7 protein-coding genes and 1 pseudogene are annotated in these 23,029 nt (G+C 75.8%); 7 read left to right on the forward strand and 1 reads right to left on the reverse strand.

The features are described from left to right. Nucleotides 1–109: 109 nt before the first annotated feature. On the reverse strand, nucleotides 110–1,624 hold the full coding sequence (locus tag ACFYYT_RS33645) for an FAD-dependent monooxygenase (protein WP_351825770.1): 1,515 nt from the start codon (nucleotides 1,622–1,624) through the stop codon (nucleotides 110–112). A gap of 503 nt (nucleotides 1,625–2,127) precedes the next feature. On the opposite strand from ACFYYT_RS33645, the gene ACFYYT_RS33650 reads away from it, so the two are divergent. The 7 genes and pseudogenes from ACFYYT_RS33650 (at nucleotide 2,128) to ACFYYT_RS33680 (ending at nucleotide 22,959) form a co-directional block, all read left to right on the forward strand. After that, nucleotides 2,128–2,364, forward strand: a complete 237-nt coding sequence (locus ACFYYT_RS33650; protein ID WP_351825768.1) for a phosphopantetheine-binding protein — start codon at nucleotides 2,128–2,130, stop codon at nucleotides 2,362–2,364. Beyond that, nucleotides 2,361–3,614 carry a cytochrome P450 gene (locus ACFYYT_RS33655; RefSeq protein WP_351825766.1) on the forward strand — a complete coding sequence of 418 codons (1,254 nt, stop codon included), beginning with the start codon at nucleotides 2,361–2,363 and terminating at the stop codon, nucleotides 3,612–3,614. Before ACFYYT_RS33650 ends, ACFYYT_RS33655 begins: the two co-directional genes overlap by 4 nt. Continuing rightward, entirely contained in the window at nucleotides 3,611–4,348 is a 738-nt protein-coding gene (locus ACFYYT_RS33660; protein ID WP_351825764.1) for an alpha/beta fold hydrolase, read from the forward strand. Before ACFYYT_RS33655 ends, ACFYYT_RS33660 begins: the two co-directional genes overlap by 4 nt. 52 nt (nucleotides 4,349–4,400) lie before the next feature. Further along, nucleotides 4,401–7,490 carry a type I polyketide synthase gene (locus ACFYYT_RS33665; protein ID WP_351825762.1) on the forward strand — a complete coding sequence of 1,030 codons (3,090 nt, stop codon included), beginning with the start codon at nucleotides 4,401–4,403 and terminating at the stop codon, nucleotides 7,488–7,490. An 84-nt stretch (nucleotides 7,491–7,574) separates the two neighbouring features. Further along, a pseudogene (locus tag ACFYYT_RS33670) lies at nucleotides 7,575–13,163 on the forward strand (type I polyketide synthase); the annotation flags it as partial. Between the two features lie 9 nt (nucleotides 13,164–13,172). Continuing rightward, nucleotides 13,173–19,850: a type I polyketide synthase gene (locus tag ACFYYT_RS33675; protein WP_351825758.1), complete on the forward strand. Its 6,678-nt coding sequence runs from the start codon at nucleotides 13,173–13,175 to the stop codon at nucleotides 19,848–19,850. Nucleotides 19,851–19,854: 4 nt separating this feature from the next. After that, on the forward strand, nucleotides 19,855–22,959 hold the full coding sequence (locus ACFYYT_RS33680) for an acyltransferase domain-containing protein (RefSeq protein ID WP_351825756.1): 3,105 nt from the start codon (nucleotides 19,855–19,857) through the stop codon (nucleotides 22,957–22,959). Nucleotides 22,960–23,029: the final 70 nt, after the last annotated feature.

Genomic DNA, 23,029 nt, shown 5'->3' on the forward strand with positions numbered 1-23,029 from the left:
GCCCCCCGCGGCGCCCCCCCCCCCGCCCCCCCCCCGGGCCGGGGGGGGGGGGGGGCCCCCCCCCCCCCCCCGGGGGGGCCGCCCCCCGTCCCCGTACGGGGGCCGGGCCTCAGTCCCGCAGGGCCGGACCGCACCAGGTGGTGAGGGCGGCGCGCAGCCCGGAGAGGTCACCGGGGCCGTCGGCCGCCCAGGCCACGTGGCCGTCGGGGCGGATCAGCAGCGCGGCCGGGGCGGGCACCTCGCCGACGGCCGGGACCGGCCAGAAGTCGTCCTCGCTGCGCGCCCCGACGAGGTCGACGCGGTCGGCCCAGCCCCGGACGGCGTCCGCCACCCCGGCGCCGCCGCCCCCCAGGTCCAGCAGGACGGCACGGCCGGCGTGCAGCAGCTCGTGGACGCGGGTGTCCCCGCCGGGCGTCTTGAGGTCCGCGTCGGGGACCCGGCGGCCCGCCAGCCGGTGGTCGCCGTCGACCGGATAGCGGATGTCCAGTGCGGTCAGCATGCCGCGCAGATGGGCGTTGACCTCGTCGAAGACCATGAGCGAGCCGAACACCTCGCGCAGCGCGTCGGCCTGCGGGCCGGGGCGGGCCAGCGCCGACTGCGCCCGGGTGTTGTGCAGCACGCGCGCCCCCACGGGGTGGCGCTCGGCGTGGTAGCTGTCGAGCAGGCTCTCCGGCGCCCGGCCGCGCACCACCGAGGCGAGCTTCCAGCCGAGGTTGAAGGCGTCCTGCACCCCCATGTTCAGACCCTGCCCGCCGGCCGGGAAGTGGATGTGCGCCGCGTCGCCCGCCAGCAGCACCCGGCCCTGCCGGTACCGGGCGGCCTGCCGGGCGGCGTCGTTGAACCGGGACACCCAGCGCGGGCTGTGCATGCCGTAGTCGGTGCCCGCCAGCCGGACCAGCGATTCCCGCAGTTGCTCGAAGGTGGTCGGCTCGTCGCGGTCCACCACCCGGTCGTACTCGGAGGTGATCACCCGGAACCAGCCCGGCTCGAAGGCGATCGCCGAGAAGTCACCGCCCGCGCAGCGCCGCACCCACACGTAGTCCTCGGTCAGCTCGGGCAGCTCGACGTCGCCGATCAGCGCGGTCATCGTCGCCGGGGTGCCGGGGAAGTCGATGCCCGCGAGCTTGCGCACCGCGCTGCGGCCGCCGTCGCAGCCCACGAGGTAGCGGGCGCGCAGCGTTTCGGCTCCCGGCCGCCCGGTGTTCAGCCCGACGCTGACGCCGGTCTCGTCCTGGTCGATCCCGCACACCTCGGCGGACCTGCGCACCCGCACGCCGAGCTCGGCGGCCCGCTCCTCCAGCAGCCGCTCGATCGTGGACTGCAGGATCATCAGCGGATAGGGGTGCCTCGACTCGGACTCGTCGAATTCCAGATAAAGGCCCGAGAAATGCCCCACCGGCTGGAGTTCGCCGGCCTCCAGGAAACGCTCCAGGATTCCGCGCTGGTCCAGCACCTCCAGGGTGCGCGAATGCATTCCGCCGGCCCGCGACTCGCCCGTGGGCTCCGCGAGCCGCTCGACGACCACCACCTCGACGCCCGCCAGCCGCAGCTCGCAGGCGAGCATCAGGCCGGTCGGCCCGGCCCCCGCGATCACCACGTCCGCATCCACACCGGTGTGTCCCACGTCGTTCCCCCTCACTCCACTGAGCCTCTAACGTCGTTGAATCACCCCCACGTTCACTGAACGCGGATCAGCCGGTCAAGGAACGCCGGGCCGCGGCGGGCCGAAGCGCGGCCGAACTTGCTGTCCCGCCGGCGGGACAGGCGCACGCCCCGTCCGCCGCAGGCAGCCCGCCGGCCCGCGCTCAACCCCACCGGCCGGCGCGGACCGGCCGCCGCCGGCACGGTGTGCGCGGACGTGAATTCACGCGACCCTCCATTCGGCTCTTCGAGGAAATGCGTCTCGCCGGCGGGACGGCGCGAAAGGGCCCCACGGGCCGAAATGGACGCGAGCGGGCATTTCCCGGTCGGCGGAGGAAGGGAAGACTGGAAATGGAATCGTCGCCGCAGGCGCTCCACCCGCGAGGTGGACAGGACGAGACGACGGCCCGGGGGCAGCAGGCGCCCACGAAGCCCACGACCCCCACGACGCCCACGCCCCCCACGACCCCCACGACTCCCACGGACATGCAGCCGTCGCTCGCCCGGCAGATCGCACAGCTGTGGGAGCGCCACCTCGGCTCCGGCGGGATCGGCGTGGACGACGACTTCTTCACGCGCGGCGGGAACTCGCTGATCGGCATCAAGATCATCGAGCAGGTGGCGCAGGAGTACGGCGTCCAGCTGTCCGTCCGCGACTTCTACCTGGCGCAGACCCCCGCCCGCGTCGCCGCGCTGATCGAAGCGGGGAGGGCCGCGGCGTGAGACTGACGCCCGGCCCCGGGCGCGCCGTCGACCTCGACGGCGTCGACCTGTTCGACCTCGACCTCTACTCCTCGGGCGATCCGCATCCGGTCTGGGACCTGATGCGCGCCGAGGCGCCCCTGCACCACCAGGTCCTGCCGGACGGCCGCGAGTTCTGGTCCGTCACCCGCTACGAGGACGTCCGCCGGGTGCTCGCCGACCACCGCGAGTTCACCTCGGAGCGCGGTACGGTCCCCACCCACCTCGGCACGGACGACGTCGCGGCCGGCGTGCTGATGACCTCCACCGACCCGCCCCGGCACACCGAGGTCCGCCGCCCGCTCGGCTCCAAGCTCACCGCGCGGGCGGTCGCCTCCTGGGAGGAGTCGATCCGCCGGACCGTCGCCCGCTTCCTCGAACCGGCGCTCGACGGCGCGGTCTTCGACCTCGCCGAGCAGGCCCTGCTCCTGCCGGCCATGGTCACGGGACCGCTGCTGGGCATCCCGGAGAAGGACTGGGAGGAACTCGTGCGGCTGACCGCGATGGTGACGGCCCCCTCGGACCCGCACTTCCGGCTCGGCAGCGAGGCCGCGACCCTGGCCATCGCCCACCACGAGCTCGTCTCCTACGTCAAGGACTGGGTCCGGACGCGGCGGACGGCCGGCGAGGAGGGTGACAGCCTGCTCCACCACCTCATGGGCGTCCTGCGTCCCACGGGCGCGCCGCTGGACGACGAGGAGATCGCCCTCGACGGCTACAGCATCCTGCTGGGCGCCAACGTGACCACGCCGCACACCGTCTCGGGCACCGTCCAGGCGCTCATCGAGCACCCCGCCCAGTACGCCAAGGCGGCGGCCGACCTCTCGCTCGTCCCGAACCTGGTCGAGGAAGGGCTGCGCTGGACCTCGGCCGCCTGCAACTTCATGCGGTACGCGGTGGACGACGTCGAGATCGCCGGCGGCACGATCCCGGCCGGCGGCGCGGTCGTCGCGTGGATCGGCTCGGCCAACCGGGACGAGACCCTCTTCCCCGACCCGCACACCTTCGACATCACCCGGGCCGGGGCCAAGCGCCAGGCCGCCTTCGGGTTCGGGGCGCACTTCTGCATCGGGGCGCCGCTGGCCCGGATGACGCTGCGCGTCTTCTTCGAGGAACTGCTGCTGCGGTTCGAGTCCCTCGAACTCGCCGGCGAACCGCAGCACCTGCGGTCGTACTTCATCGCCGGAATGACCCACCTCCCCATCGTCGGCCAGAAACGACGGACGCCATGACCACCGGCTCCACCACCGCCCCCTCGCCCTGGTTCGTCCGGCCCCGGTCCGACGGCCACCCGGCCCGGCTCTTCTGCCTTCCCTTCTCCGGATCCGGAGCCTCGGCCTTCAGCGCCTGGCCGGCCGCCATCGGCGACGCCGAGGTCTGCCCGGTGCAGTTCCCCGGCCGCGAGAACCGCCTGGGCCACCCGCACTACGGCACCTACGAGAACCTCGCCGAGGGCCTCGTCGAAGCGCTGGAACCCCTGCTGGACCGGCCCTTCGCCCTCTTCGGCCACTGCGCGGGCGCGCTGCCGGCGTACGAGGCCGTGCTGCGCCTCGCCGCCCTCGGCCTGCCCACCCCCGAGCGCCTCTTCGTCTCGGGCCAGCCGGCCCCGCACGACGCCTCGCGCGACCGGATGCTCACCATGACCGAGCCCGAACTGCGCGAAGAGCTGCGGTCGTTCCTGCGCGGCCGCGGGATCGAGCCGCGCCCCGACATGATCGACATGGGCATGTCCGTCCTGCTGGACGACCACGCCGCCGCCGCGGCCTACCGCCGCGGCGAACCGGCCGCGGTGGACTGCCCCGTCACCGTCGTGCACTGGCGCGACGACCCCGACGTGAGCCTCGACGAGCTCCGGGGCTGGCGCCGCTACGCGGACTCGGTCGAGTTCCGGGTGGTCGACGGCGGCCACTACGACTTCATGGACGCGCCGGACGAGCTGCTGGAGCTGCTGACCCGCCACCGCTGAGACCCGTACCGCCCGCACGAGCCGCATCGCCAGGGAACCGGAAGGAATTCGTATGAGTGGCGCAGCCGCCGACATCGCCGTCATCGGCATGTCGTGCCGCTTTCCCGGAGTGGACAGCCTGGAGGGGTTCTGGCGCCTGCTGGCCGACGGCGAGTCGACCGTGGGACAGTTCCCCGACCACCGGGCGCCCGATTCGACGTACGCGTCCCATCCGGACGGGGCCACCCTGAAGAGGGGCTCGTACTTCGACTCCATCGACGGGTTCGACGCGGAGTTCTTCGGCACGGGCGCGGCCGAGGCCGCCGCCATGGACCCCGTGCAGCGGCTGGGGCTGGAGCTCGCCTGGGAGGCCGTCGAGGACGCCCGGCTGTCCGCGGGCACGCTCGCGGGCCGCGAGATCGACGTGGTGGTCGCCACCGCGCCCTCCGGCTACGACCTGCTGCGCAAGCGCGCCGGCAGCGACCGCGACGACCACTACGCCGCGCTCGGATCGAGCGGCGCGCTGATCGCCAACCGCATCTCCAGCCTGTTCGACGTCCGCGGCATGAGCTTCTGCGCGGACTCCGGACAGTCCTCCTCGCTCGTCTCCCTGGCGCTGGCCTGCGAACGGATACGCGCCGGCGCCGTCGACGCGGCCATCGCGGGCGGCGTGCACCTGATCACCGACCCGGAGGCCGGACTCGCCCTGGCGAACCTGGGCGCCCTCTCGCCCGACGGCCGCTGCTTCACCTTCGACGAGCGGGCCGGCGGCTTCGCCCGGGGCGAGGGCGGGGCGTTCGTCGTCCTGAAGCGGCTCGACCTCGCCGAGGCCGACGGCGACCACGTGTACGCGGTGGTGCGCGGCTGGGGCGTCGGCAGCGGCGGCGCCTCCACCCGGATGCCCGACCCCAGCCCCGAGGGGCAGGCGGCCGCCGTCCTGGCCGCCCTGGAGCGGGCGGACGTCCCCTTCGACAGCGTCGACTACGTCGAGGCCCACGGCACCGGCACCCGCATGGGCGACCCCGCCGAGATCGCCGGCCTGCGCGAGGTGTTCCGGGCGACCGGACGCGACCGCCCCCTGGTGGTCGGCTCGGCCAAGACCAACGTCGGCCACCTGGAGCCGGCCGCCGGCATGGTCGGCCTCGTCAAGGCGGCCCTCTGCGTGGACCGCGGCCTGCTGGTGCCGAGCCTGAACTTCCGCGCCCCCAACCCCCACATCCCCGACTTCCACCGGGACTTCGACGTCCCGCGCACGGCGCGGCCCTGGCCCGGCACCCCGCGGCGGCCGCGCCGCGCGGGCGTGTCGGCGTTCGGCATGGGCGGCACCAACGCCCACGTGATCCTCGAACAGGCCCCCGTACGGCCCGAGGAGCCCCGCCCCGGGCCGGCGGAGGCGAGCCCCGCCGGCGATGCCCGCGTCCTGCCGTGGGTGCTGTCGGCCCGCTCGGAGCCGGCCCTGCGGGAGCAGGCCGCCCGGCTGCGGGACCTCGTGGCCGCGGACGCCTCGCTCGCGCCGGCCGACGTCGCCCACTCCCTGCTGGCGACGCGGTCGCGGTTCGGGCACCGGGCGGTCGTCCTCGGCGCCGGCCGCCGGGAAGCGCTGGCCGGCCTCGACCTGCTGGCGGCGGGCGGCGACGCGCCGCACGCGGTCCGCGGGGTCACCACCGGCCCGGCGGCCCCGGTCGTCTTCGTCTTCCCCGGCCAGGGCTCGCAGTGGACCGGCATGGGCCGGCGGCTGTACGCCGAGTCGGAGGTCTTCCGGCGCGGGATCGACGACTGCGCCGAGGCCCTGGCCCCGTGGGTGGACTGGTCGCTGGTGGACGTGGTGACCGGCGCCGGGGCGGCCGCCCCGCTGGAGCGCATCGACGTCGTCCAGCCGGCGCTGTTCGCGATGCTGGTCTCCCTCGCCCGGGTGTGGCGTTCGCTCGGCGTCACCCCCGACGCGGTGATCGGCCACTCCCAGGGCGAGATCGCCGCCGCCCACACCGCGGGCGTCCTCGGCCTGTCCGACGCGGCCCGGATCGTGGCCCTGCGCTCCCGGCTGCTCGCCACGGTCGCCGGACAGGGCGCCATGGCCGGGATCCTGCTGCCCGAGGCCCGGGTCCGGGAACTGCTGGGCCCGTGGGGCGAGCGGATCGGGATCGCCGCCGTCAACGGACCGAACTCGACCACCGTCTCGGGCGAGGGCGCCGCCGTCGAGGAACTGGTCGCGTCCTGCGCCTCCCGGGGCGTCCGGGCGCGGCTCATCAAGTCGACCGTCCCCGGGCACTCGCCGCTGCTGGACCGGTTCGAAGGGCCGATGACGGACGGGCTGGGCGAGATCACCCCCCGGCCCTCGACGGTGGCGCTCTACTCGACGGTGACCGGCGACCTGATCGGCCCCGAGGAGATGGACGCGTCCTACTGGTTCCGCAACCTGCGCCGGACGGTCCGCTTCGAAGCCGCCATGCGGCGCGTCATCGAGGACGGACACGGCACGGTCATCGAGATCAGCCCGCACCCGGTGCTGCTGGTGGCGGTCGAGGAGACCGCCGACGCCCTGGCCGCCGCCCCGGCGGTCGTCGGCACCCTCTCCAAGCACGACGGGGGCACCGGCCGGGTCCTGGCGTCGCTCGCCGAACTGTACGTACGCGGTCTGCCGGTGGACTGGGAGGCGGCCCTCGCCGCGGACCGGCCGCGCCGGATCGCCCTGCCGACCTACCCGTTCCAGCGGCAGCGGTACTGGCTGACGGCCCCCGACGACGGCCCCGCGCCGGGCGGGCCCGCCGAGGCGGACCTGGGCTCGCAGGAGGCGGTCCTCGCCCTCGTGTGCGCCGAGACGGCCGCGCTGCTGCGCGCGAAGGGCACGCAGGTGACGGGCGCCGCCCTGGAGGCGAGGCCGGCGGACACCTTCAAGTACCTGGGCTTCGACTCCTCGCTGGCGGTGGGGCTGCGCAACCGGCTCGCCGCGGCGGCCGGCGTACGGCTCCCGGCGACCGTCGCCTTCACCTACCCCACCGCGCGGGACCTCGCCCGCCACCTCTTCTCCCTCCTGGAACCGCGGGAGCCCGAGGCCGCGCCGCCGGTGAGGGCGGAGGTGGAGGTGAAGGCGGAGGCGGAGGCGGTCCCGGAAAGCACCAGTGATGACGATCTGTACGCGTTGATCGACCGCGGATACGTATAACCGCGCCCGTTTTCCGAGTATCCGTAGGGGGAGGTCCCGGTGGAGGAAGTCGACAAGCTCCGGTCCTACTTGCGACGCGCCGTCGGCGACGCGCAAGAGCTGCGCGAGCGCGTGCGCGAGCTGGAGGAGTCAGCCCGCGAGCCGATCGCGGTCGTGGGTGCGGGGTGCCGTTTCCCGGGTGGGGTCACGTCCCCCGAAGGGCTGTGGGACGTCGTGTCCGGTGGCGTGGACGCCATCGGCGACTTCCCGCGCGACCGGGGCTGGGACCTGGAGGCGCTGTACGCGCCGGACGCCGGGACGCCCGGCACGACGTACACCCGCTCGGGCGGGTTCCTGCCCGACCTCGCGGAGTTCGACGCGCCGTTCTTCGGCATCAGCCCGCGCGAGGCCCTCGCCATGGACCCGCAGCAGCGGCTGATGCTGGAGACGTCCTGGGAGGCGCTGGAACGGGCGGGCATCGACCCGGCCGCGCTGCGCGGTTCGCCGACCGGCGTGTTCACCGGGATCTACGCCGTCGACTACGGCCCGCGGATGGGCGGCGGGGCCGCCGCCGAGGTGGAGGGCTTCGCGCTCACCGGGTCGAACGCCAGCGTGGCCTCGGGCCGGGTGGCGTACGTCCTCGGGCTGGAGGGCCCGGCCGTGTCCACCGACACCGCCTGCTCCTCCTCGCTCGTCGCCGTCCACCAGGCCGTGCGCTCCCTGCGCTCCGGGGAGTGCACCCTGGCGCTGGCCGGCGGCGTCTCGGCCATGCCCACCCCGGGCCTGCTCGTCGAGCTCGCCCGGCAGCGGGGCCTGTCGGACGACGCACGGTGCAAGGCGTTCTCGGACACGGCGGACGGCACGGGCTTCTCCGAGGGCGCGGGGGTGCTTGTCCTGGAACGGCTCTCCGACGCCCTCCGCAACGGACGCCGGATCTGGGCGGTCATCCGCGGTACGGCCACCAACCAGGACGGCGCCTCCAACGGCCTGACCGCACCGAACGAACTGGCCCAGCGCCGGGTCATCAGGGCCGCCCTGGCCGATGCCGGCCTCGGCACGGCCGACGTGGACGCGGTGGAGGCGCACGGCACCGGCACCCGGCTCGGCGACCCCATGGAGGCCGAGGCGCTGCTGGCCACCTACGGGCAGGACCGGGAGGCGGCCGGCCCGCTCTGGCTGGGCTCGCTCAAGTCGAACATCGGCCACACGCAGGCGGCCGCCGGAGTCGGCGCCACCATCAAGATGATCATGGCGATGCGGCACGGGATCCTGCCCAGGACCCTGCACGTGGACCGCCCCACGACGCACGTGGACTGGTCCACCGGGTCCGTGGAGCTGCTCACCGAGGCCCGGGAATGGACCACGGCGCCCGGCCGCCCCCGGCGGGCCGGCGTCTCCGCCTTCGGGATCAGCGGCACCAACGCGCACCTGATCCTCGAACAGGCCCCCGAGACGCCGCAGGCCCCCGGCGCCCCTGATACGGCAGAGGCCCCCGGGGCCGCCGAGACGGCGCAGCCCCCCGCCGCCGCGCCGTGGGTGCTCTCCGCCCGCTCGCCCGAGGCCCTGCGCGAACAGGCCCGGCGCCTGCGCGACGCCGTCGCCGCCGACCCGGACCTGCCGGCCGACGGCGTGGCCCGCGCGCTGGTGACGACGCGCTCGCTGTTCGAGCACCGCCAGGTGGTCATCGGCGGCGGCCGGGACGAACTCCTCGCCGCCCTGACCGACGCCGCCACCGGTGACGCGAGCGCCCCCGGCGTGGTCACCGGCACCGCGAAGCCCGTCGGCAAGACGGTGTTCGTCTTCCCCGGCCAGGGCTCGCAGTGGACCGGGATGGGCCGCGAACTGTGGGCGGCCTCACCGGTGTTCGCCCGCCGGATGGCCGAGTGCGCCGACGCGCTGTCCCCGTACGTCGACTGGTCCCTGTACGAGGTGCTGGGGGACGCCGACGCCCTGGAGCGGGTGGACGTCGTCCAGCCCGTGCTGTGGGCCGTGATGGTCTCGCTGGCCGAGGTGTGGCGCTCCCACGGGGTGCTGCCCGCGGCCGTGGTGGGCCACTCGCAGGGCGAGATCGCCGCCGCGTGCGTCGCGGGCGCCCTGAGCATCGAGGACGCCGCGAAGGTCGTCGCGCTGCGCGCGAAGGCCATCCTGGCCCTGTCGGGACAGGGCGCCATGGCCTCGGTCGCCCTGCCGGAGCGGGAGATGCGCGCCCGGCTGACGGACGGACTGTCGGTCGCCGTGGTCAACGGCCCCTCCTCCGTCGTGGTGTCGGGCGACGTCGCCGAACTGGACGCGCTCCTCGCCGCCCTGGAGGCCGAAGAGGTACGGGTGCGCCGCGTCCCCGTCGACTACGCCTCGCACTGCGCCCACGTGGAGCCGGTCCGCGAGGAACTGGGCCGCCTGCTGACCGGCCTGCGGCCGCGCCCGGCCGAGGTGCCGTTCTTCTCGACCGTGACGGCCGACTGGCTGGACACCACCACGATGGACGGCGCGTACTGGTACACCAACCTGCGCCGGCCCGTCCGCTTCGAGGAGGCGACCCGGGCGCTGGCCGCCCAGGGCTTCCGCTGCTTCGTCGAGGCCTCCCCCCACCCGGGCCTGACGACCGCGGTGGAACAGACCCTGGACGGCGCGGACGCCGAGACCACCGTCGTGGGCACCCTGCGCCGGGGCGAGGGCGGCCTCGCCCGCTTCCACCGGTCCGCCGCCCAGGCCTTCGTCGCGGGCGCCGAGGTGAACTGGGGGGCGGCCCTCGCCGACGACACCGGCCCCTGGGCCGAACTGCCCACGTACGCCTTCCAGCGCCGGCGCTACTGGCTGGACACCCCCCGCGAGGGCGCCGCCGCGAGCACCTCGGACCACCCGCTGCTCGACGCCGTGACCGAACTGCCCGGCGACGGGAAGAGCGGCGGCGTGGTCGGCAGCGGCCGCCTGTCCCCGCGGAGCCGGCCGTGGCTCGCCGGGCACGTGGTCCACGGCGCCGCCCTGGTCCCGGCCGCCGTCCTGCTGGAACTGGCGGCCTGGGCGGCGGACAAGGCCGGCCACGCGGTCGTCGGGGAACTCACCCTGGAGGCACCGCTGGTGCTGGCGCGGACGGCCGAGCGCGAGATCCGCGTCCGCGTCGACGGCGAGAACACCATCACCGTCCACTCCCGGGGCGAGGGCGCCTTGGCCTGGACCCGCCACGCCGTCGGCGTCGCCGGCTCCGGCACCGCGGCCCCCGCCGGGGAAGGCCTCACCAGCCTCACCGACTGGCCCCCGGCGGGCGCGGCCGAGGTGCCCTTCGAGGAGGAGTACGCCCGGCTGGCCGCCCTCGGCTTCGGCCACGGCCCCCTCCTGCGCGGCCTGCGCAGGGTCTGGCGCCGCGACGACGCCCTCTTCGCGGAGGTGGAACTGCCCGACGCCGACGGCGCGGGCGGCCGGTACCGCATCCACCCGGCGCTGCTCCACGCCGCGCTGCTCCCCGTCGGCCTCGGGCGCTTCGTCGACGGCTCCGGCCCCGGGGGCTGGCTCCCGTACCGCTGCACGGGCCTGCGCGTGGACCGCGCCGGACCGGCCGCGCTGCGCGTGCGGCTGGCACCGGCGGGCGACAACGCCCTGTCGCTGACCCTCGCCGACCACACCGGCGCCCCCGTCGGCGGCGTCGCCGAGCTGGGCCTGCGGCCCGCGGACGTCCAGGAGCTGACCGCGCTGGGCTTCGACCGGCGCGACGCGCTCCACCGGGTGGACTGGACCCCCCTCGCCGTCCCCGAGGCCCCCGCCCCGGCCCGGTACGCGGTGCTGGGGACCCCCGGCACGCTCCCCGCCGCCCTGGCAGGGGGAGCGGAAGTCTTCGCGGGACTCGGCGAACTCGCCGCCGCCGACGGCCCGGTACCCCCCCTCGTCATCGTCGCCGCCGGCCGGCCCGGAGCGGACGGCGCCGACACGCCCGCCGCCGTCGAGGAGGGCCTGCACCGGGTGCTGCGCTGGGCGCGGGACTGGCTCGCCGACGACCGGTACGCCGGCTCCCGCCTGGTCGTCGTGACGCGGGACGCGTTCACCGACGACCGGGTCGTCCACCCCGACCCCGCGGCCGCCGCCGTCTGGGGGTTCCTGCGCACCGCGCAGACCGAGAACCCCGGCCGGTTCACGCTCGTGGACACCGACGGGCAGGCCGCCTCGTGGGCCCGCCTCCCGGCGGCGGCCGCCACCGGCGAAGCCCAGCTGAAGATCCGGGCCGGCGAGGTCAGCACCCCCGAGCTGGTCCGCGCCGATCCGGCCCCGGCCCCGGGGCCCGGCCTTCCGGCCCTCGGGTCCGGGACGGTGCTGATCACGGGCGGCACCAGCGGCCTGGGCGCGATGCTGGCCCGCCACCTCGTGAAGCGGCACGGCGTACGCGGCCTGCTGCTGGGCAGCAGGCGGGGTCCGGCGGCCCCGGAGGCGGCGCGGCTGCGGGAGGAGCTGACCGCGGCGGGAGCCCGGGTCGAGATCGTGGCCTGCGACGTCACCAGCCGCGAGTCCGTCGCCGCGCTCATCGCCGCGGCGCCGTCCGAGCACCCGCTGAGCGCGGTGGTCCACTGCGCGGGCGTGCTCGCCGACGGGATCGTCGAGACGCTCACCGAGGACCGGCTGCACCCGGTCCTCGCGCCGAAGGTGCACGGCGCCTGGCACCTGCACGAGCTCACCCGGCACCTGGACCTGTCCGCGTTCGTGCTGTTCTCCTCGATCGCGAGCGTGCTCGGGACGGCGGGACAGGCCAACTACGCGGCGGCCAACGGCTTCCTCAACGGCCTGGCCGAGGCCCGCCGGGCCTCGGGACTGCCGGCCACCTCGCTGTGCTGGGGTTTTTGGGCCGAACGCAGCGAGATGGTCGCCGGGATCGGCGACGCCGACGTCGCACGCCTGCAACGGCAGGGCGTGCTGCCGCTCGCCTCGCGGGAGGGGCTCGACCTCTTCGACCTGGCCCTCTCGCTGGACGCGCCGGTCCTGGTGCCCGCCCGGCTGGACCCCACCGCGCCGGGCGCCGCCTCACCGCTCCTGCGCGCACTGACCTCGGGGACCGCAGGGGCCGCCGCGCCCGCCGGTTCCGCCGGATCCGGCGCCCCGGCGCCGGGGGAGCCGGCCGGCGGCGGCCTCGCGCGGCGGCTGGGCACGCTGGCACCCGCCGAGGCGCAGGCGGCGCTGCTCGACGCCGTGCGGACCCAGACCGCGCTCGTCCTGGGCCACCCGGACAGCAGGCGGATCGGTCCCGCCACGACGTTCAAGAAGCTGGGGATCGACTCGCTCACGGCGCTGGAGGTGCGCAACAGGCTGGCCGCGGTGACCGGCCTGAAGCTGCCCGCCACGCTCGTCTACGACCACCCCAACCCGAGCGCCCTCGCCCGCTTCCTGTACGAGGGCCTCGCCCCCGCCCCCGCCCCCGAGTCCCCGCAGTCCCCGGCCGGCCACCTGGCCCGGGAGATCGAAGGACTGGGCGCCCGGCTGGAGGAGGCCTTCCTGCGGCTCGCGCAGGAGGAACGGACCACCCTCTCCACGCTGCTCGGCGACCTTCAGGGCCGGGTCCGTTCGCTGGCCGGCGCCGGCGCCGGCGCCGGCGCGGGATCGGGACCGGGCGCGGGCGCGGGACCGGGCGCGGGCGCACCGGCGGCCCTCGCCGACCAGATCAGTTCGGCCTCGGCGGGAGACCTTCTCGCGCTACTGGACAGAGAGCTCGGCTAGGGGAGAGCGATGACCAACGACAACAACGCCGATGTTCTTGAGTACCTCAAGCGGACGTCGATCGAGCTGCTGGAGACGCGCAAGCGGCTGAAGGAGCTGACGGAGGCCGCCGCCGAGCCCATCGCGGTGGTGGGCGTCGCCTGCCGCTTCCCGGGCGGGGCCACCTCCCCGGAGGCGCTGTGGGACCTCGTCCGCACGGGCGCCGACGTCGTCTCGGACTTCCCCGAGGACCGCAACTGGGACCTGGAGGGCCTCTACGACCCGGATCCGGACCGGCCCGGTACCTGCTACACGCGCTCCGGCGGGTTCCTGTCCGGCGCGGGCGACTTCGACGCCGAGTTCTTCGAGATCAACCCGCGCGAGGCGCTCGCCGCCGACCCGCAGCACCGCCTGCTCCTGGAGACCTCGTGGGAGTCCCTGGAGCGGGCCGGCATCGACCCGCACAGCCTGCGCGGCAGCCGGACCGGTGTGTTCGCGGGGATCGCGTACTTCGGGTACGGCAACCACTACCGCACCCCCGAGGCCATCTCCGGCTACGCGCAGACCGGCTCGCTGCTCAGCGTGGCCTCCGGGCGCGTCTCGTACGCGCTGGGCCTGGAGGGCCCGGCGGTGTCCGTCGACACCGCCTGCTCCTCGTCGCTGGTGACCGTGCACCAGGCGGTGCAGTCGCTGCGCCAGGACGAGTGCGGCCTGGCCCTGGCCGGCGGCGTCACCGTCATGGCGATGCCGCAGGTGTTCCGGGAGTTCGCGCGCCAGCGCGGCCTGGCGGCGGACGGCCGGTGCAAGGCGTTCGCCGACGCGGCGGACGGCACCGGCTTCTCCGAGGGCGTCGGCATGCTCGTCCTGGAGCGGCTCTCCGACGCCCGGCGCAACGGGCGCCGGATCTGGGCGGTGATCCGCGGCTCCGCGATCAACCAGGACGGCGCCTCCAACGGCCTGACCGCGCCCAGCGGACCGGCCCAGCAGCGGGTGATCCGCGCGGCGCTGGCCAACGCCCGCGTCCAGCCGGCCGACGTCGACGTGGTGGAGGCGCACGGGACCGGCACCACGCTCGGCGACCCCATCGAGGCCCAGGCCCTGCTGGCCACCTACGGGCAGGACCGGGACCCGGCCGGCCCCCTGTGGCTGGGCTCCCTCAAGTCGAACATCGGCCACACGCAGGCGGCCGGCGGCGTCGGCGGCATCATCAAGATGATCATGGCGATGCGGCACGGCGTCCTGCCCAAGACCCTGCACGTGGACCGCCCCACCACCCACGTGGACTGGACGGCCGGCGCGGTCGAACTGCTCACCGAGGCCCGCGCGTGGCCCGGCACCCCGGGCCGCCCCCGGCGGGCCGGCGTCTCCAGCTTCGGCGCCAGCGGCACCAATGCGCACCTCATCCTCGAAGAGGCGCCCGAGGACGAGCCGGCGCCCGCCGCCGGCGACGCCCCCGACGCCCCCGGCCGCGTACCCGCCGAGGCAGTCGCCGGCCCCGTGCCGTGGGCGCTGTCCGCCCGGTCCGAGCCGGCCCTGCGGGCGCAGGCGGCCCGACTGCACGCGTTCCTCGCCGCCGCTCCGGACGCGGACCCCGCCGCCGTCGGCGCCTCGCTGGTGTCAGCCCGGGCCCAGTTGGAGCACCGCGCGGTGGCGCTCGGGCACACCCGGGACGAACTGCTCGGCGCCCTCAGCGCGCTCGCCGACGGCTCCGGATCCCCGGCCGTGGTGCGCGGCGTCACCGGCGCGTACGGCGGCACCGTGTTCATGTTCCCCGGCCAGGGCTCCCGGTGGACCGGCGTCGCACGCGAGCTGTACGAGACCCACCCGCTCTTCGCCCGCACCCTCGACGACGTCTGCGCCCGCTTCGACGCCCACCTCCCCTTCGCCCTGCGGCCCCTGCTCCTCGCCGACGAGCCCGGGGGACACGAGCGCACCGACGTCATGCAGCCCGCGCTGTTCGCCCTCCAGATCGCCCTGTACCGGCTGCTGGAGCGCCACCTCCCCCGGCCCACCCACCTGATCGGCCACTCGGTCGGCGAGATCGCCGCCGCCCACGTCTGCGGAGCCCTGGACCTGGACACCGCGGTCCGCATCGTGGCCGCCCGCGGCAGGGTCATGCAGACCGTCACCGAGCCCGGCGCCATGCTGGCCGTACGGGCCTCCCAGGAGGAGGTCGCCGCGCTGCTCGGCGGCTACCCCCGGGTCGGCATCGCCGCCGTCAACGGCCCCGGATCGGTGGTGGTCTCGGGCCTGCGCGAGGAGGTCCACGACCTGCGGGACCGGCTCGTCGCCGACGGCCGCTCGGCGAAGCTGCTCCCCGTCGACCACGCCTTCCACTCCCCGCTCATGGACCCCGTCCTGGAGGACTTCGCGCAGTCGCTCCCGCCGCTCCCCCCGGCGGGTGGGCTGTCCGTGCCCGTCATCTCCACGCTGCTGGGCCGCGAGGCCACGCCCGGCGAACTGACCTCCCCCGGCCACTGGGTGGAGCACGTCCGCGCACCCGTCCGCTTCCACGAGGCGGTGGAGCGCGCCCGCGCGGCCGGAGCGGGCGTCTTCGTCGAGGTCGGACCCGGCTCGACGCTCGCGGGCCTGGTCAAGGACGCCTTCGCCGAGGCGGGCGTGGACGACGCGCTCGTCGTCTCGGCCTCGCGGCGCGGCCGCGGACCGGCCGAGGCCCTCACCGCCGCCCTGGCCGAACTGCACGTGCGCGGCGGCTCCGTGGACTGGGACGCCCTGTTCGGCCCGCGCGAACGGGTCGACCTCCCCACGTACGCCTTCCAGCACCGGCGGTACTGGATGGACTTCCTGAGCGGGCCGGAGTCCGCGGACGTCGCCTCCGCCGGCCTGTCGGCCCCGGAGCACCCGCTGCTGGGCGCCGTCGTGGAGCACCCCGGCACCGACGAGGTGGTCTTCACCGACCGGTGGTCCCTGCGGACCCACCCCTGGCTCGCCGACCACGCCGTGTTCGACTCGGCCGTCGTCCCGGCGACGGCCTACCTGGACCTGGCGCTGTCGGTGGGCGCCCACCTCGGGTGCGCCGCCGTCGAGGAACTCTCCCTGGAAGTCCCGCTGGTCCTGCCCGACTCGGGCGACGTACGGGTACGGATCGTCGGCGGCGCCCCGGACGAAACGGGACGCCGCTCCCTCGACGTGTACGCGCGCCCCGCCGAGGACGGCGCCGAGCCGGGCGGCTGGACCCGCCACGCGATGGGCGCCCTGGCCCCGGACACCCCCCGGACCGGCGCCGGCCCCGGCCCGGACACCGGCCCCGGCGCCGACGTCCCCGGCGCCGACGTCCACGACGCCCGCGCCCTCGCCGCCTGGCCGCCCCCCGGGGCCGAGCGCATCGGCTTCGACGGCCTCTACGACTCCCTCGCGGACCGGGGCTTCGACTACGGCCCGGCCTTCCGCGGACTGCGCGAGGTCTGGCGGCGTGGCGAGGACCTCTTCGCCCTCGCCACCCTGCCCGAAGCGGCCGAGGACCCCGCCGGGGCCGGATTCGTCCTGCACCCGGCGCTGCTCGACACGGCGCTCCACGCGGTCGTGGCCGGCGGCGCCCTGACCGTGACGCGGGAGCAGGGCTGGATGCCCTTCTCCTGGTCCGGCGTCCACCCCACCGGCGCGTGCGGGCCCACCGTGCGGGTCCGCCTCACCCCCCGCGGCGACGGCGTCGTCTCCCTGGCCATCGCCGACGGGCACGGCCACGAGCGCGCCCGCGTGGACGCGCTGACGTTCCGCCCGGCCACGGCCGCACAGCTGCGAGCGGCGCGCGGCGACGGCGAACCGCCGCTCTACGCACTGCACTGGCTGCCGGTCCCCGGGAACGCGCCGGAATCCGGCCCGCGGCCCTGGGCCGTGCTCGGCGCGCCCGACGGCCCGGCCTCCCGGCTCGCCGGGGCGGGCGCACCCGGCCCCGCCTTCCACCCGTCCCTGGACGCGGTCCTGCGCGCGCAGGCGCCCCGCCACCTCCTGCTGTGCCCGGACGACCTCCTCAGCACCGGCGCCGGCGCCGATCCGCTCACCGCGGCCGCCGACGCCGCCAAGGGCGTACTGGAGCGGATCCAGCGGTTCCTCGCCGAGGAACGCCTCGCCGGATCCACCCTCGTCGTCCTCACCCGCCGGGCGCAGACCACCGGCGCGGGCGAGGGCGTCGAAAGCCTGCCCGGCGCCTCCGTATGGGGCCTGGTCCGGTCCGCGCAGACGGAGCACCCGGGCCGGTTCCGCCTGATCGACATCGACGACGAGGACGCCTCCTGGGCGGCCGTCCCCGCCGCTCTCGCCCTCGACGAGGAGCAGCTCGCGCTGCGCGCCGGCGCCCTCCTCATGCCGCGCATGGCGCCGGCCGCGCCCGCCGGCCACCGGCTCGAACCCCCGGCGCGGGGCGCCCACCGGCTGGGCATCCCGACGAAGGGCACGCTGGAGAACCTGACCTGGGTGCCCTGCCCCGAGGTGGAGGCGCCGCTGGCCGCCGGCCAGGTCCGCATCGCCGTCCAGGCCGCGGGCCTCAACTTCCGCGACGTCACGATCGCCCTCGGCCTCATCGACCGCACGGCCTTCGACGCCGGGCTCGGCAGCGAGGGCGCCGGCGTGGTCCTGGAGACGGCGGACGACGTCACCGGCCTGTCCCCGGGCGACCGCGTCACCGGCATCTTCAACGGCGCCTTCGCCCCCGTCGCCGTGGCGGACCACCGCCTGCTGACCCCCGTCCCCGACGGCTGGAGCTTCGCCGAGGCGGCGTCCGTCCCGAGCACCTTCCTCACCGCCTACTACGCGCTCTTCCACGTGATGCGGCTCGCGAAGGGACAGCGCATCCTCATCCACGCCGCAGCGGGCGGCGTCGGCACCGCCGCCGTCCAGCTCGCCCGGCACGTGGGCGCCGAGGTCTACGCGACCGCGAGCCCGGCCAAGTGGCCCGCCCTGCGCGCCATGGGCCTGGACGACGCGCACCTGGCGTCCTCGCGCGACCTGGAATTCGTGGACAGGTTCCTGGGCGCCACCGGCGGCCGCGGCATGGACGTCGTCCTCAACTCCCTCGCGCACACCTTCGTCGACGCCTCGCTGAAACTGCTGCCCCGGGGCGGGAACTTCATCGAGATGGGCAAGACGGACATCCGCGAGCCCCGGCAGGTCGCCGCCGACCACCCCGGCGTCACCTACGAGGCCTTCGACCTGTACGGATCGGCGGGCACGGAGCGGATCCGGGAGATGTTCCGGGACGTCATGGCCCTGTTCGCCGACGGAGCGCTGCGGCCGGGCCCGCTCTCGGTCCGCGACATCCGCGACGCCCGCCGGACCTTCCGCGAGATGGGCCAGGGCCGCCACACCGGCAAGCTGGTCTTCGACCTGGGCGGCGGCTTCGGCGGCGGCACCGTACTGGTCACCGGCGGCACCGGGGGAGTGGGCTCCCTCATCGCCCGCCACCTCGTCACCGAACACGGCGTACGCAGCCTGCTGCTGGCGAGCAGGCGCGGAGCGGCCGCCGAGGGGGTGCCCGCACTGGTCGCGGAGCTGGAGGGCGCGGGCGCCACCGTACGCGTCGCGGCCTGCGACGTCGCCGACCGGGCCGCACTGGCCGGCGTACTCGCGGACCTGCCCGGCCGCTACCCGCTGACGGCGGTCGTGCACGCGGCGGGCGTGCTGGCCGACGGCACCGTCGAATCGCTCACCGCCGAAAGCGTCGACCGCGTCCTGCGCGCCAAGGCCGGCGGAGCGCTCAACCTGCACGAGCTGACCCGCGGGCACCACCTGTCGGCGTTCATCCAGTTCTCCGCCCTCGCCGGCACCCTCGGCACCGCCGGACAGGCCAACTACGCCGCCGCCAACGGCTTCCTGGACGGTCTGGCCGCCCGCCGCACGGCAGCCGGCCTGCCCGGCACCTCGCTGTGCTGGGGCTGGTGGGAGCAGAGCAGCGGCATGACCGGCGACCTGGAGCGGGCCGACCTCGCCCGGCTGCGCCGGATGGGCATCGACGCGATGCCCACGGCCGAGGCGCTCGCCCTCTTCGACGCGGCGCACACCTACGGCGAGCCGGTCCTCATCCCGGCCCGGATCGACCTCGCCGCGCTGCGCCACCGGGACGCCGGTGAACTGCCGCCCCTGCTGCGCGGCCTCGCCGCCACCGGCCGCCCCCGGCGCGCCCGGCCGGGCCCCGCCGAGGGCGCCGGCTCGCCCGACCTGGCCACCAGGCTCCCCGCCCTGGCCGAGGACGAGGCCGAGGCCGCCGTCCTGGACTGGGTCCGCGACCAGGCCGCCGTCGTACTGGGCCACCCGTCCGGCGCGGCCGTCGACGCCGACCAGCCGTTCACCCAGCTCGGCTTCGACTCGCTGACCGCCGTCGAACTCTGCAACCGGCTGGCCGCCTCCACCGGACTGCGCCTGGCCTCCACCCTCGTCTTCAGCTACCCCACCCCGCGCGAACTGGGCCGGCACCTGCTCGGCCTGCTGCGCCCCGCCCCGGACCCGGACGCCCGGGAGGACGCCCGGATCCGCGAGCTGCTGCGCACCGTCCCGATCGAAGCCCTGCGCGGCGCGGGCGTCCTCGAACTGATCCTGGCCTGCGCCGGGACCGCCGGGACCGCCGGCACCGACGGGACCGCCGGGACCGAGGACACCGGGACGGACACCGCCCCGGCGGACCCCGCCGCGGACGGACTGTCGGCCATGGACCTGGACGCGCTGCTCGACCTGGCTCTGGATGAGAAGAGGTAGTGACATGACCAACTCCCCGGATCAGACGGCGGAGGGCGCGGACCGGGTCCAGCGGGCCCTGCGCACACTGCTGGAGGAACGCGACCGCCTGCGCCAGGAGAACGAGGCCCTGAAGGCCGGCCGCGGCGAGCCCATCGCCGTCGTGGCCATGGCCTGCCGCTACCCGGGAGGCGCGAACTCGCCCGAGGAACTGTGGGAGGTGATCCGCGAAGGCCGCGACGTGGTGGGCGAGTTCCCCACCGACCGCGGCTGGCGGGACGTGTACGACCCCGACCCCGACACCGTCGGTACGGCGTACGTGCGCCACGGCGGCTTCCTCGGCGACCCGGCCGGCTTCGACGCGGACTTCTTCGGCATCAGCCCGCGCGAGGCACTGGCCACCGACCCGCAGCAGCGCCTGCTGCTGGAGACGTCCTGGGAGGCCTTCGAACGGGCCGGCATCGTCCCCGCCGACGTACGCGGCAGCGACGTCGGCGTCTTCTCCGGAGTCAGCTCGACCGAGTACGGATGGCGGTTCCTGGAGGCGCGGCAGAGCGAACTGGAGGGCTACCTGCTCTACGGCAGCTCGCTCAGCGTCGCCTCCGGCCGGGTCTCCTACGAGCTCGGGCTGACCGGCCCGGCGGTGTCCCTCGACACCGCCTGCTCCTCGTCGCTGGTCGCCCTGCACCTGGCCGTGCAGTCGCTGCGCGCGGGGGAGTGCTCCCTCGCCCTGGCGGGCGGCGCCCTCGTCATGTCGACGCCCGCCGCCTTCGTCGAGTTCGCCCGGCAGGGCGCCCTGTCCGCCGACGGCCGCTGCAAGGCCTTCGCGGACGCGGCCGACGGCACCGGCTGGGCCGAGGGGGTGGGCGTACTGCTGCTGGAGCGGCTCTCCGACGCCCGCCGCAACGGCCACCCCGTACTCGCCGTCGTCCGCGGCTCCGCCGTCAACCAGGACGGCGCCAGCAACGGCCTGACCGCCCCCAACGGCCGCGCCCAGGAAGAGGTGATCCGGCGGGCCCTGGCCAACGCCGGCGTCGCGGCCCGCGACGTGGACCTCCTGGAGGCCCACGGCACCGGAACCACCCTCGGGGACCCCATCGAAGCCGACGCCCTGCTCGCCACCTACGGCAAGGACCGGCCCGAGGGCAGGCCGCTGTGGCTGGGCTCCCTCAAGTCGAACATGGGCCACGCCCAGGCCGCCGCCGGCGTCGGCGGGGTCATCAAGGCCGTGCTGGCCATGCGCCACGGATACCTGCCCAAGACCCTGCACGTGGACGCGCCCTCACGCCATGTGGACTGGTCCCGCGGCGGCGTCGAACTGCTCGCGCGGGGCCGCGAGTGGCCCCGGGCGGACGGTCCGCGCCGGGCCGCGGTCTCCTCGTTCGGCGTCAGCGGCACCAACGCCCACGTCATCCTGGAAGAGGCCCCGGCCCCGGAGCGGGCGCCCGGGGAGGCCCCCGCCCCGGGCGGCGCCGACGCCCTGGTGCCGTGGGTGCTGTCCGCCAAGAGCGCGGCCGCCGTCGAACAGCAGGCGGCCCGGCTGCGCGCCTTCGTCGCCGCCGACCCCGGCGCGGACCTCCCCGCCATCGCCGCCTCGCTGGTGTCGGACCGCTCGCGGTTCGAGCACCGCGCGGTGGTGCTGGGACGCGGTCGCGAAGAACTGCTCGGCGCCCTCGCGGCGCTGGCCGGCGGGGCCGAATCCCCCGCGGTGGTGCGCGGCGCCGCGGCCGCCCGCGGCGGCGTCGCCTTCGTCTTCCCCGGACAGGGCTCCCAGTGGGCCGGCATGGGGCGGCAGCTGTACGACACCTTCCCCGTCTTCGCCCGGAGCATGGACGCGTGCGCGGCCGCCCTGGACGAATGGGTCGACTGGTCGCTCCTCGACGTGGTGCGCGGCGCGCCGGGCGCCGCCGGCCTGGACCGGGTGGACGTCGTCCAGCCCGCGCTGTTCTCCGTGATGGTGTCCATGGCCGCCCTGTGGCGCTCCTGGGGCGTGGAGCCGGCCGCCGTGGTGGGACACAGCCAGGGCGAGATCGCCGCCGCCCACGTGTGCGGCGCCCTGTCGCTGCGGGACGCCACCAAGGTCGTCGCACTGCGCAGCAAGGCCCTGGTGGACCTGATCGGGCACGGCGGGATGGCCTCGGTCGCCGAGTCCGCGGAGGCCGTGGAACGCGGCCTGGCCCCGTGGGGCGGCCGCGTGAGCATCGCCGTCGTCAACGGACCCCGCTCGGTGGTGGTGTCCGGCGAGCCGGACGCCCTCGACGAGTTCGTCGCGAAGATGCGGGCCGACGGCGCCCAGGCCCGGCGGATCTCGGTCGACTACGCCTCCCACTCGCACCACGTGACGCGGGTCCGCGACCAGGTCCTCGGCGCGCTGCCCGACGTGAGCCCGCGGACGTCGGCGCTGCCCTTCTACTCGACGCTGTACGGCGAGGTCATCGACACGGCCCGGCTCGACGGCGACTACTGGTACGACAACCTGCGCGAGCAGGTCCGCTTCGAGACGTCCGTCCGGCGCCTGGCGCAGGACGGGTTCCGGGTGTTCGTCGAGATGAGCCCGCACCCCGTCCTGACCGTGCCGGTCCAGGAGACGGTCGAGGACCTGCCCGACGCGCTGGTCCTGTCGTCCACCCGGCGCGAGCGCGACGAGGTGGCGGACGTGGTCGCCTCACTGGCCCAGCTCCACGTCCGGGGCGGCTCCGTCGACTGGGACGCCCTGATCGGGACGCGCCGCCGGGTTGATCTGCCGACGTACGCGTTCCAGCGCCGGCGGTACTGGCTGTCCGCCGCGCGGACGGAGGCGGCGGCGGAGGTCACCCCGACCGAGCCCCCCGAGGCCGAGGACCGCCTCCTGCCGCTGTCGGACCGGCTCGCCGCCCTGCCCGGCGACGAAGCGGACGCCCTCGTCCTCGACCACGTCCTGGAACGGGTAGCCGTCGTGCTCGGACGCCCCTCCGCCGCGTCGATCCACCCCGACCAGGAATTCCGGGAACTGGGCTTCGACTCGCTGCTGTCGGCCGAACTGAGCAAGCGCCTGACCGCCTCGACCGGCCTCACCCTGCGGGCGAACGTGGTCCTCAAGCACCCCTCGCCGCGCCGCATCGCCGGACACATCGTGTCCTCGATGGCCTAGGGGCGGCGGGCGCGGAACGGTGTCCCGCCGGCGGGACACCGCAAGAGCGGCGGCGGCCCGTCCCGCCGGG

This window comes from Streptomyces sp. NPDC002032, assembly GCF_042890765.1.
Classification (GTDB): Bacteria; Actinomycetota; Actinomycetes; order Streptomycetales; family Streptomycetaceae; genus Streptomyces.

Coding starts and splice junctions, on each gene's coding strand:
- ACFYYT_RS33650 (WP_351825768.1), top strand. CDS start 2,128: ATGCAGCCGTCGCTCGCCCGGCAGATCGCACAGCTGTGGGAGCGCCAC.
- ACFYYT_RS33660 (WP_351825764.1), top strand. CDS start 3,611: ATGACCACCGGCTCCACCACCGCCCCCTCGCCCTGGTTCGTCCGGCCC.
- ACFYYT_RS33665 (WP_351825762.1), top strand. CDS start 4,401: ATGAGTGGCGCAGCCGCCGACATCGCCGTCATCGGCATGTCGTGCCGC.
- ACFYYT_RS33675 (WP_351825758.1), top strand. CDS start 13,173: ATGACCAACGACAACAACGCCGATGTTCTTGAGTACCTCAAGCGGACG.
- ACFYYT_RS33680 (WP_351825756.1), top strand. CDS start 19,855: ATGACCAACTCCCCGGATCAGACGGCGGAGGGCGCGGACCGGGTCCAG.